The sequence below is a fragment of the Corynebacterium freneyi genome (genome assembly GCF_030408835.1).
GTDB lineage: Bacteria > Actinomycetota > Actinomycetes > Mycobacteriales > Mycobacteriaceae > Corynebacterium > Corynebacterium freneyi.
Genome location: NZ_CP047357.1, coordinates 1,353,657 through 1,365,146, shown reverse-complemented (window position 1 = coordinate 1,365,146; position 11,490 = coordinate 1,353,657). Strand labels below are relative to the sequence as shown.

The window sequence follows — 11,490 nt, the reverse complement described above, 5'->3', positions numbered from 1 at the left end:
CTACGCGTCGCGTTCGCGCAGAGACCGGATTTCGTTTTCGAAATCCTGGGCGGAGCTGAAGGACTTGTACACCGACGCGAACCGCAGGTAGCCGACTTCGTCGAGGTCGCGCAGCGGCTCCAGGATGGCCAGGCCGATGTCGTTGGAATTGACGCGCGGCGTGCCCTTCGAACGCAGCGTTTCCTCGACTTGTTGGGCGAGCAACTTCAACGATGCTTCCGGCACGTCACGGCCCTGGCATGCCCGCCGCACGCCGCGGATGACCTTGTCACGGCTGAAGTCCTCCACGACCCCGTCACGCTTGACGACGACGAGCTGGGAGCGTTCCAGCGTGGTGAATCGTTTACCGCACGACAAACACTCCCGCCGGCGGCGGATGGTCATGCCGTCGTCGATGAGACGCGAGTCGATGACCTTCGTTTGATCATGGTGGCAAAACTGGCAATGCACGCTTCCGAGCATACGGCGTGCACCCTCCTGTACGGCCAACCCCATTTACTCGTCCCCCACTCCGTGGTGACCCCTCCGTGGTACCCCCTCTGTGGCGAGCCCCTACTTCGCGACCCCGCCTGCCACGGGTTCCCCAGCCGTGCTCGACGCCCCGACGTACGTCGGCGTGGGCGGAGTGTCCGGCATGGGCGCCCCCAGGCCGGAAAAGTGGAGCATGAGACCGAACACGGCGCCGATGCCCGCGACGATGGCCATGGACGTGGCGTTGCGGCGCACTCCCTGCACCGGACCCCGGACGACCGAACGGCTACCCCGAACGTGGCCGATGTTCGAAACACCGTGTCCGGGTGCGGGCACCGGTGACGTTCGCCCTGTGTTCGGACGCCGAGAAGCCCCCGGAACGCCACCCGGACGGCCGTTCGACGGGCCACGGGACGTGCGGACCCCCGTTCGATCCGAGCCACCACGACGTCGAACATCGCCGGAAGCTGCGGACCGACGAACGGACGCGCCGACACGAGCCGAAGCGCCGATCGGGCGTTGCCGGACCCACGCGGGCACCCCGTCGCAAAGCTGCTCTTCTCCCCTGGTCAGGGTGTTGATGCGGTAATCTTCGATAAAGGCGGTCATCGGTTGGCTCCTTCCATCCGGCAATCTGCGGGCATCGTAAAAAACGACGCGGATAATCCCTTTCGAACGTGCCGCACGGATGTTCGACTCCGTTCCCGCGTTCGATTTATAGCACCGCCACGGGAGCGCGTCCAGAGATGGGGGCGAAAACTTCGAACAGTTGTGCCACAACGGGTGGTTTTGGTGTAGGGTCGTGTTCGAACGGCGGGCGGGAATGACCGGCGCGACGGACGCCGAACACGACGCCCCCGACACGACGACACCCAGCACGACGACACCGAGCACGACGCGATCGAGCACGACCTGAACCAGTGGGAGTGGACACATGGCCGAGAAGAAGCAGTCGAACAAGACCCAGTTGACGGATCGCCAGAGGCGCATCCTCGAAGTCATCCAGGATGCGGTGTCGCTTCGCGGCTACCCGCCGAGCATCCGCGAAATCGGCGACGCGGTCGGCTTGAACTCGACGTCGTCGGTGGCCTACCAGCTCAAGGAGCTGGAGAAGAAGGGGGCGCTGCGCCGCGATCCCCACAAGCCCCGTGCCGTCGACGTCCGCGATCTGAAGCAGCAGCTGGGCACGCACGCCGGAAAGCCGGGCCCGAAGCCGAAGTCGGCCGACGTCCCCGATGTCCCGGAGGGTGCGACCGCCCCCACCTACGTGCCCATCGTCGGCCAGATCGCCGCCGGCAACCCGATCCTGGCCGAGCAGAACATCGACGAGCACATGGCGCTGCCCGCCGAGCTCGTCGAGTCCGGTGATCTGTACATGCTCCGCGTCGTCGGCGAGTCCATGGTCGACGCGGGCATCCTCGACGGCGACTGGGTGGTCGTGAAGTCCCAGCAGACGGCGAACAACGGCGACTTCATCGCCGCGATGATCGACGGCGACGCCGACAGCGAGGCCACGGTGAAGGAGTGGCACGAAGATCGCTCCGGCACGTGGCTGCTCCCCCACAACGACGCCTTCGAGCCGATCCCCGTCGACGCAGGCGTCACCATTCTCGGTCGCGTCGTCAGCGTCCTGCGCCGCCTCTAGTTCTTCCTCTAGTTCCTCCGGGGCCCGAGCATGAGCTCGGGCCCCGGTTCTTTTTCGCGTGCACGTCCCCCGTTCGCGCTACTCCAGTCGGAGCACCGCGCGCACCGCCGCACGGGCACCGTCGGCATCCGACGCATCCAGGGCGGCGCGGGCGGCGTCCGCGCACTGGGCGGCGGTGACCTCCGCCAACTGGGCACCCACGCCCGGCAGGGCCGTCGCCGCAGCCGACAACGAGGTCACGCCGAGCCCCACGAGCACGCACGCCAGCAACGGATCCGCCGCCGCTTCGCCGCACACGCCCACCGGCGTATCGGAGTCCTTGCCGGAGCGGCACGCCATGTCGATCAGACGCAGCACCGCCGGCTGCCACGGATCCGTGAGGTACGCCAGGTGCGGCGACAGCCGGTCGGCGGCCATGGCGTACTGGGTGAGGTCATTGGTGCCGATGGACACGAAGTCGAGCACCTTCATCAGGTCATGGCTCATCAGGGCCGCGGCGGGAATCTCGATCATCGCACCGGGGGTGAGCCCGCGTCGTCGGCACAGGTCCGCGAACCACTCGGCCTCCTCCAGCGTCGCCACCATCGGAGCCATCACCCACGTGGGCGCATCCCCGCCGCGACCGGCCTTCTCCGCGGCCAACGCGATGGCGTCGAGCTGACGCTCCATCAGCCCCGAGTTCGACCGGGAGATGCGCAGGCCCCGCACGCCCAGCGCCGGATTGTCCTCGTGATCGAGGTTGGCGAACGCCAGCGGCTTGTCGGACCCCGCGTCCAGGGTGCGCAACACGATCTTCGACTCCGGGAACGCCTTGAGCACCGAGGCGTAGATGTCCGCCTGATGCTCCACGGTCGGCTCGGTGGCGGCCGACAGGAAGCACAGCTCGGTGCGGAACAAGCCGATGCCCTCGGCCGCGCCCTCCGCCGCGATGCGCGCCGCGTTGCCGTCGCCGACGTTGGCCAGCAACTGGATATGCTCCCCATCCGCGGTGCGGCCGAGGCCCGACCACGCGGCGATCTTCTCCGCCATCCGCTCGGCCTCGGCGACGGCGGCCCGCGCATCCTCCGGGTCCGGGTTGGCGGTGATGACGCCCTTCGCGCCGTCCACCAGCGTCAACGTCCCCGATTCAATCGCATTCAGCCCCGCCCCGGCGGCCACGGCGCACGGCACCCCGAGCTGACGGGCGATGATCGCCGTGTGCGAGGTCGGCCCGCCGAGACTGGTGACCATGGCGACGAACAGCTCCGGATCCAACGTCGCCGTATCGGCGGGAGACAGGTCGTCGGCAAGCAACACGGACGCCTCCGACACCGCGGGCAGGCCCGGCTCCTCGTCACCGCGCAACTCGGCGATGACGCGGTCGCGGATGTCCTCGAGGTCCGTCGTGCGCTCGGCCATGACGCCGCCTGCGGCCTTGAACATCTCGACGAACTTCTCGATGGCCGACATCGTCGCCGACTCCGCCGCGACGCCCGCCTTGATCTCCTTCACCGCCGCCCGGTGCCACCCGCGGTCCAACGTCAGCTTCGACGTGGCCAACAACACCTCGGAGGCGTTGCCCTCCACCTGCGTCGCCCGCGCGGCAAGACGTTCGGACACCGCCGTCGCCGCCGCCCGGAACCGTTCAATCTCGGCGTCGACGTCCCCGCCGACGATCGCCGCGCCCTCCTGCGGCAGCTCGGGCCGGGGTCGCACCCACACCGCCGGCGCGTAACCCACCCCCGGCACGACGGCGGTGGCCTGCAGCGACACCGACCCGGGCGCGGACGAGGTGGACGAGTTGTCGGAGTCGGGCGAAGACATGGACGGGGACATGATCTCTCCTCGGGACGGCGTGGTTCGTTTCACCCGACCGGCCCCGTCCGCGGCCCACGCGGGGCCCGAATCGGCGCGGGGACCGAACGGGAATCTCTCACCCCGAATACTACGCGAAACATCCCACATTGAAACCCAAATAAGACTTGACTTTCCCACACATTCGGGCACAATCGTAAGTAGCAAAAACTGTTCACCTGGAAGGCGCCCACCACGGCAAACGCCAGGCCAACGCAGATGAAGCTCACCCAAGCCCCGTTCCGAAATCGGGCATACGCCCTCCACGGTCGGGCATCACCCGGCGGCGACGCCGGCTCGACACAGGAGACGACGTGTACGCAGAAGAACGCAGGCGCAAAATCGCTTCATTGACGGCCGTGGAAGGCAGGGTGACGGTCTCCGACCTCGCGCACCACTTCGACGTCACCGCGGAAACCATCCGCCGCGACCTCTCGCAGCTCGACGCCGAGGGCGCCGTGCACCGCGTCCACGGCGGCGCCGTCGCCGCGAAGTCGTTCCAGACCATCGAGGTCAGCGTGGACGCCCGCAAGAAGGCCCAGAAGGACGCCAAGCGCTCCATCGCCCGCGCGGCCATCGACTTCCTGCCCTCCTCCGGCGGCGGCATCTTCCTCGACGCCGGCACCACCACCGAGGCGCTCGCCGAACTCATGGCGGCCTTCCCCGAGGAGCGCCACTGGTCGGTGGTCACCAATTCCCTGCCCAGCGCCCTGACCCTGGCGGGTGCGCCGTACATCGAGCTGCAGTTGCTCGGCGGCCAGGTCCGCGCGATCACCCAGGCCGTCGTCGGCGACACCGCGCTGCGGACGCTGGCGCTCATGCGCGCCGACGTCGCGTTCATCGGCTCCAACGCCCTGACCATCGACCACGGGCTATCCACGGCCGACCCGCAGGAAGCCGCGGTCAAGCGCGCCATGATCACCAACGCCCGCAAGGTGGTGGTGATGTGCGACTCGACGAAGCTCGGCCGGGACTTCCTGGTCAGCTTCGCCGCTCTCGACGACATCGACGTCGTCATCACCGACCCGTCGGCCCCGCAGGGCTTCATCGACGACCTGCGCGATCACGATGTCACGGTGATGATCGCACAATGATCCTCACCCTCACCGCCAATCCCTCCATCGACCGCACCACCACCGTCAAGGGCCGGCTCGAACGCGGCGGGGTCTACCGCCTGTCCATGCAGTCGGACGTGCCCGGCGGCAAGGGCATCAACGTCTCGGCCGCCGTGCGCAACGCCGGACACGACACGCTGGCGCTGTACCCGGCTGCGAAGTCCGGGCTCTTTTCCCGGCTGATGGCGCAGACCGACATCCCCCACGAGGTCATCGATCTTCCCGACGAAGCCCGCGTGAACCTCACCATCGTCGAAGACGACGGCACCACCACGAAGCTCAACACCCCGGGCGCGCACCTGGCCGACGCCGATGCGCTGCGGATGCTCGAGCGTCTGGCTCACCATGCGCCGCAGGCGTCCTGGGTGGTGCTCGCCGGTTCGCTGCCGCCGGGTGCCCCGGTTGATTTCTTGGCCACGTGCGTGCGCCGCGTCCGCGAGGCCAATCCGGACGCCGGCATCGCCGTCGACACCTCCGATGCACCGCTGATCGCCCTGGGCGAGGCCTTCCCGACCGCCGCGCCCGAAGTCATGAAGCCCAACGGCCTGGAGCTGGGTCAGCTCGCCGGGATCGACGGCGCCGAGTTGGAGCGCCGCGCCGCCGCGGGCGATCTGGCCCCGGTCGTCGCCGCCGCACGGAAGCTCAACGCCGCCGGAGTCGGCGAGGTGCTGGTCACCTTGGGTGCGGCCGGCGCGGTTCTCGTGCTTGACGACGGCCCGGCCCTCGCCGCGACCCCTCCCCCGATCGTTCCGCTGTCGACGGTCGGCGCCGGGGACAGCTCCCTGGCCGGTTACCTGCTCGCCCGCGAAGACGGGCTCGACGCGGCCGGTGCCCTGGGCCAGGCGGTCGCCTACGGTTCGGCCGCCACCGCCTTGCCCGGCACCACCATCCCCCGCCCCGATCAAACGAACCCCGGCGCCGTCGTCGTCCGGGAAGTCTAGGCACCCGCCGCCCCCTTCCCACGCTTCGAAAAGGAGTTCCCAATGTCACCCCAGGTCATCCTTCCGGAGCTCGTCGACCTCGACGTCGCCCCGGGCGATGCCCCGGAAGCCGTCATCCGGCATCTGGCGGCGCTGGTCACCACCGCCGGCCGCGCCGCCGACGCCGATGAACTGGCCGCCGACGCCCTGGAGCGCGAAGCCAAGTCCGGCACCGGCGTCCCCGGCGGCGTGGCCATCCCCCACTGCCGTTCCGAGTCCGTCGCCGAGCCGACGCTGGCCTTCGCCCGCCTGTCGAAGCCGGTCGATTTCCAGGGCCCCGACGGCCCCGCCGATCTGGTCTTCCTCATCGCCGCTCCCGCAGGCGGCGGCAAGGCCCACCTGAAAATCCTGTCCAAGCTGGCCCGCGGGCTGGTCAAGAAGGATTTCCGCGCCGCCCTGCGCGGTGCGGCCACGCCGGAGGAGATCGTCGACGTCGTCGACGCCCGCATCGCCGGCACCGCCCAGAAGACCGCATCCGAGCCGACCGCCGCGGCGAAGAAGCCGGAACCGGCTCCGACCGAGCCGACGAAGTCGGTGACCCGCATCGTCGCCATCACCGCGTGCCCCACCGGCATCGCCCACACCTACATGGCCGCCGACTCGCTGACGCAGGCCGCCGACGACCGCGACGACGTCGAGGTCACCGTCGAAACCCAGGGCTCCTCGGCGGTGAAGCCGCTTCCGGCCGAGACCATCGCCGCCGCCGACGCCGTCATCTTCGCCACCGACGTCGGCGTCAAGGACCGCGCCCGATTCGCCGGCAAGCCCGTCATCGAATCCGGCGTCAAACGGGCCATCAACGAACCGACCGCGATGATCGACGAGGCCATCGCCGCCGCCGGCAACCCCGACGCCAAGCGGGTGTCCGGCACGGCCGGCGCCGACGACGCCGACTCGTCGTCAAGCCCGGGTGGTTCCTCCCTGAGCTGGGGCAAGCGCATCCAGCAAGCCGTCATGACCGGCGTCAGCTACATGATCCCCTTCGTCGCCGCCGGCGGCCTGCTGCTCGCCCTCGGCTTCCTGTTCGGCGGCTACGAAGTCGCCGACGTCGCCGACCGCGTCTCGCAGGCCTACACCCCCTGGAACCTGCCGGGCAACGAAATCACCATGGACGACGGCACCGTCACCGTCGTCGACCGCTCCGACCTCATGCTCTACCTCGGCGCCATCCTCTTCGCCACGGGCAACTTCGGCATGAGCGCCATCGTCGCCATCCTGTCGGCCTTCATCGCCTTCGGCCTGGCCGGACGCCCCGGCATCGCGCCGGGCTTCATCGGCGGCGCCATCTCCGTGGCCATCGGCGCCGGATTCCTCGGCGGCCTGGTCACTGGCATCCTCGCCGGCCTCATCGCACTGTGGCTGACCTCCCTGAGCGTGCCCCGCTGGCTCGCGTCGCTCATGCCCGTGGTCGTCGTGCCACTCGTCGCCTCCATGGGCGTCGGCCTGATCATGTTCCTCTTCCTCGGCCGACCGCTGACCTCCCTGATGAACGCCCTGACCGACTGGCTCGGCGGCATGTCCGGCAACTCCGCGATCCTGCTGGGCATCATCGTCGGCCTGATGATGTGCTCCGACATGGGCGGGCCGATCAACAAGGCCGCCTACCTGTTCGCCACCGCCGGCCTGTCCACCGGCGACGAAGCCTCCCTGCAGGTCATGGCCGCCGTCATGGGCGCCGGCATGGTGCCGCCGCTGGCCATGGCGCTGTCCTCCGCGCTGCGCCCGTCGCTGTACACGCAGGCCGAACGCGAAAACGGCAAGGCCGGCTGGCTGCTCGGCGCATCGTTCATCTCCGAAGGCGCCATCCCCTTCGCCGCAGCCGACCCGCTGCGCGTCATCCCCTCGATGATGGCCGGCGGCGCGGTCACCGGCGCACTGTCCATGGCCTTCGGCGCCGCGTCCCGCGCACCGCACGGCGGCGTGTTCGTCTTCTTCGCCATCGACAACGTCCTCGGCTGGTTCGTCGCAATCATCATCGGCGCCATCGTCGGCGCGATTGCGGTCACCGCGGCCAAGCAGCTGTGGCCCCGCAAGACCGCCGTCGACTCGGCGAGCGCCGATCCTGCGGACGCCCCCGCCGCGGCCGCCGCATCCGCGTAAAATCGTTCACCAACGGCTTCCACGTAATCCGCTCGACAGAAAGGACCATTCCCAATGGCCTCCAAGACCGTCACCGTCGGCTCCACCGTCGGCCTGCACGCCCGCCCCGCCACCCTCATCGCCGATGCAGCGGCGGAGTACGACGAGGAGATCCTCATCGAGCTCGTCGACGGCGACGACGATGACGAGCCCGCCGACGCCGCCAGCTCCCTGATGATCATGGCCCTCGGCGCCGAGCACGGCGACCAGGTCACCGTCACCTCCGACGACGCCGACGCCGTGGAGAAGATCGCCGCCCTCATCGAGCGCAACCTCGACGACGAGTGATCCGTCGATAGTCGACGACGACGGGCCCCGACCGGAACAGCGATCCGGTCGGGGCCCGTCGTCGTCACGCGAAAACCCGGTGCCCCGCTACTCCTTGACCGTCGTGAACTGCCCCTCGCCGACGCGACGGTAGAGCCACCGCAGAATCGGGTAGCCGACGATGATGCCCACCGACCCCCACGCGATGCCCTCCAGCTCCAGCGAACCGATGGACAGGGTCAGGTTGCCGATGCCGGCGATCATCGCCGTCGCCGCGGCGACGAGGTTGACCGGATTGTTGAAGTCGACGCCGTTGTCCATCCAAATGCGCACGCCCAGCATGCCGATGAGCCCGTAGAGCACCAGCGTCGCACCGCCGAGCACGCCCTCGGGAATGGTGAGGATCAGCGCACCGAACTTCGGGATGAACGCCAGGGCGATCGCCGTAAACGCCGCCACCCAGTACGCCGCCGTCGAGTACACGCGGGTGGCGGCCATGACGCCGATGTTCTCCGCGTAGGTGGTCGTGCCCGAACCGCCGGCCGAGCCCGCCAACGTCGTGGCCAGACCATCGGCGATGAGCGCGTCGCCGGCCAGATCGTCGAGGTTGCGGCCCGTCATCGCCGACACCGCCTTGACGTGGCCGACGTTTTCCGCGATGAGCACCACGATCACCGGCAGACCGATGAGCATGGCGTTGAGGTGGAACTCCGGGGCGTGGAACGTCGGCAGGCCGAACCACGCGGCCTCCCGCACCGACGCCGTCGACTCCGGCGACAGATTGCCGGTGGCCGCGGCGAACGCCCACCCGACGACGACGCCGATGAGCACGCCGAGGCGCGCGACCATGCCGCGGCCGGCGACGGTGGCCACGAGGATGGTCAGCATTGTCACCGCCGCCACCAGCGGCTGCGTGGCGAAATTCGTCGCCGCCACCGGCGCCAGGTTGAAGCCGATGAGCGCCACGATCGCACCCGTGACCGCAGGCGGCATGACGGCGTCGAGCACCCGGCGCCCGGCCTTCTTCACGATGAGGCCCACCAGCACCAGCGCCGCGCCCGCCGTGACGACGACGCCGGCCTGCGCGCCGATGCCCTGCGCCTGGGTGGCCATCAGCGGGGCGATGAACGCGAACGACGAACCGAGGTAACTGGGCAGCCGGTTGCGGGTGATGAGCAGGAACAGGATGGTGCCCAGGCCCGAGAACAGCAGCGTGGTGTTGACGGGGAAGCCGGTCAGCAGCGGCACCAGCAGCGTCGCGCCGAACATGGCGATGACGTGCTGCATGCCGATGCCGATGGTGCGCGGCCAATCCAGCCGCTCCTCCGGGGCGACGACGGCGCCCGGAGCGATGGTGCGGCCGTCGCCGTGGACGTCCCAGCCGAACAGTCGACCGCGGGCGGCCGGGTGATCGGGATGGTCGGGGTGGTCCACGTCCGCGGCGGTGCCGGAGGGGTGGGTCGGGGCGGGGTCCGTGGGATGATGCTCGTTGGTCACCCGCGTGATGTTACGCGGTCGGGTCGACGATGAACTCCTGCAACTCGCGGGCCATCGACCGCGGCAGGCGCACGTCGAGGGTCGTGCCGTCGGCGCCGTAGGTCTCGTCGAGGACGGTGGCCTCCTCGTGCAGCCGCGAGACCACGTCGCCGCGGTCGAAGGGCACGAGCACGGACACGTGGGCGTCCATGGCGTTGAGCGCCAGTTCGATGCGGGTCTCCAGCTCGGAGATGCCCTCCCCGGTGGCGGCCGAGGTGAACACGACGTCGTCGAGGACGTGGCGCAGCTCCGCGATCGTGGCCGGATCGGCGAGGTCGACCTTGTTGACCACCAGCAGCTCCGGCGGCACCTCGGCGTCCTGCTCGGCGGCGATGTCCTCGATGACGGAGTTGACGGTGCGGATCTGCTCCAGCGGGAACGGGTCCGAGCCGTCGACGACGTGGAGGATGAGGTCGGCTTCGAGGATCTCCTCCAGCGTCGACCGGAACGCCTCGACCAGCTGGGTGGGCAGGTGGCGGACGAACCCGACGGTGTCGGTCATGATCACCGTGCGACCGTCGCGCAGCTCGGCGCGGCGCGTCGTCGGGTCCAGCGTTGCGAACAGGGCGTCTTCGACGAGCACGCCGGCGCCGGTCAGGGCGTTGAGCAGCGACGACTTGCCGGCGTTGGTGTATCCGGCGATGGCGATGCGCGGCAGGTGCCCGGCCTTGCGGCGGGCGCGCTTGATCTCCCGGGAGGTCTTCATCCCGGCGAGTTCCCGGCGGATGCGCGCCATGTCCTGGCGCAGCCGCCGACGGTCGGTTTCGATCTTCGTCTCACCGGGGCCGCGCAGGCCCACGCCGCCGTTGGAGCCGGCGCGGCCGCCGGCCTGGCGCGACAGGGAGTGGCCCCAGCCGCGCAGTCGGGTGATCAGGTACTGCATCTGGGCCAGCGACACCTGCGCCTTGCCTTCCTTGGACTTCGCGTGCTGGGCGAAAATGTCCAGGATGAGCATGGTGCGGTCGATGACCTTGGCGTCGAGCTTGTCCTCCAGCGCGACGAGCTGGCCGGGCGACAGTTCGCCGTCGGCGATGACGGTGTCGGCGCCGGTGGCCTTGACGATGTCCCGCAGCTCCGCGACCTTGCCGGAGCCGATGTAGGTTCCCGGGTCGGGCTTGTCGCGGCGCTGCAGCACCGCTTCGAGGACCTCGGAGCCGGCGGTTTCGGCCAGCGCGGCCAGTTCGTCCATGGCGGCCGCGGCTTCGGCGAGGGTGCCCTGGGTCCACACGCCGAGGAGGATGACGCGTTCGAGTCGCAGCTGGCGGTACTCGACCTCGGTGATGTCCTCGGCGTCGGTGGTGTGCGTCGCCGCGCGGGTCAGGCGGCGCAGCGAGGAACGCGCCTCCAGGTCGAGGTCGCCGATGGTGGGTTGGCCGCCACGGTCCTCGGCCGGAATCCCGCCGGGCGCGCCGTCGTATCGGTCGTCGGGGCGCTCGTCGGGGTACGTGTCGTTGTCGGGGGTGTCAGTCATGTTCCGACCATTGTCGCATGACCGGGGCCGGGG

The 11,490-nt window shown here is 69.5% G+C and carries 10 protein-coding genes; 5 read left to right on the top strand and 5 right to left on the bottom strand.

The window, feature by feature from the left end:
• Entirely contained in the window at nt 1–450 is a 450-nt protein-coding gene (nrdR, locus tag CFREN_RS06195) for a transcriptional regulator NrdR (RefSeq protein WP_035121996.1), read from the bottom strand.
• Nucleotides 451–552: 102 nt separating this feature from the next.
• Nucleotides 553–735 (bottom strand): hypothetical protein, encoded by a 183-nt coding sequence (locus CFREN_RS06190; RefSeq protein ID WP_209653122.1) that lies wholly within the window; start codon nt 733–735, stop codon nt 553–555.
• A gap of 670 nt (nt 736–1,405) precedes the next feature.
• Between CFREN_RS06190 and lexA the strand changes: the two genes are divergently transcribed.
• The gene (gene lexA, locus CFREN_RS06185) at nt 1,406–2,116 is read left to right on the top strand and encodes a transcriptional repressor LexA (protein WP_209653124.1); all 711 of its coding nucleotides are present in this window, start codon (nt 1,406–1,408) and stop codon (nt 2,114–2,116) included.
• A 78-nt stretch (nt 2,117–2,194) separates the two neighbouring features.
• Here lexA and ptsP read toward each other — a convergent pair whose 3' ends face one another.
• Nucleotides 2,195–3,919: a phosphoenolpyruvate--protein phosphotransferase gene (gene ptsP / locus CFREN_RS06180; RefSeq protein ID WP_244979760.1), complete on the bottom strand. Its 1,725-nt coding sequence runs from the start codon at nt 3,917–3,919 to the stop codon at nt 2,195–2,197.
• Nucleotides 3,920–4,263: 344 nt separating this feature from the next.
• Between ptsP and CFREN_RS06175 the strand changes: the two genes are divergently transcribed.
• Genes CFREN_RS06175 through CFREN_RS06160 form a run of 4 tightly spaced genes read left to right on the top strand, consistent with a single transcriptional unit; the run spans nt 4,264 to nt 8,471 of the window.
• Nucleotides 4,264–5,043, top strand: coding sequence for a DeoR/GlpR family DNA-binding transcription regulator (locus CFREN_RS06175; protein ID WP_070519915.1), 780 nt, complete (start codon nt 4,264–4,266; stop codon nt 5,041–5,043).
• Entirely contained in the window at nt 5,040–6,005 is a 966-nt protein-coding gene (locus CFREN_RS06170; protein ID WP_209653128.1) for a 1-phosphofructokinase family hexose kinase, read from the top strand. Before CFREN_RS06175 ends, CFREN_RS06170 begins: the two co-directional genes overlap by 4 nt.
• Before the next feature lie 42 nt (nt 6,006–6,047).
• Nucleotides 6,048–8,144, top strand: coding sequence for a PTS fructose transporter subunit IIABC (locus CFREN_RS06165; protein ID WP_209653130.1), 2,097 nt, complete (start codon nt 6,048–6,050; stop codon nt 8,142–8,144).
• Between the two features lie 54 nt (nt 8,145–8,198).
• Nucleotides 8,199–8,471: an HPr family phosphocarrier protein gene (locus tag CFREN_RS06160; protein ID WP_035121949.1), complete on the top strand. Its 273-nt coding sequence runs from the start codon at nt 8,199–8,201 to the stop codon at nt 8,469–8,471.
• A gap of 87 nt (nt 8,472–8,558) precedes the next feature.
• On the opposite strand, the gene CFREN_RS06155 is transcribed toward CFREN_RS06160, so the two are convergent.
• On the bottom strand, nt 8,559–9,839 hold the full coding sequence (locus tag CFREN_RS06155) for a uracil-xanthine permease family protein (protein WP_070523343.1): 1,281 nt from the start codon (nt 9,837–9,839) through the stop codon (nt 8,559–8,561).
• 118 nt (nt 9,840–9,957) lie between these two features.
• Nucleotides 9,958–11,457: a GTPase HflX gene (hflX, locus tag CFREN_RS06150; protein WP_209653132.1), complete on the bottom strand. Its 1,500-nt coding sequence runs from the start codon at nt 11,455–11,457 to the stop codon at nt 9,958–9,960.
• Nucleotides 11,458–11,490 lie beyond the last annotated feature (33 nt).

What these genes read in the sequence shown, in the direction of transcription:
- CFREN_RS06160 (WP_035121949.1), top strand. Translation starts at nt 8,199, where the DNA reads ATGGCCTCCAAGACCGTCACCGTCGGCTCCACCGTCGGCCTGCACGCC.
- CFREN_RS06165 (WP_209653130.1), top strand. Translation starts at nt 6,048, where the DNA reads ATGTCACCCCAGGTCATCCTTCCGGAGCTCGTCGACCTCGACGTCGCC.
- ptsP (WP_244979760.1), bottom strand. Translation starts at nt 3,919, where the DNA reads ATGTCTTCGCCCGACTCCGACAACTCGTCCACCTCGTCCGCGCCCGGG.
- lexA (WP_209653124.1), top strand. Translation starts at nt 1,406, where the DNA reads ATGGCCGAGAAGAAGCAGTCGAACAAGACCCAGTTGACGGATCGCCAG.
- CFREN_RS06170 (WP_209653128.1), top strand. Translation starts at nt 5,040, where the DNA reads ATGATCCTCACCCTCACCGCCAATCCCTCCATCGACCGCACCACCACC.
- hflX (WP_209653132.1), bottom strand. Translation starts at nt 11,457, where the DNA reads ATGACTGACACCCCCGACAACGACACGTACCCCGACGAGCGCCCCGAC.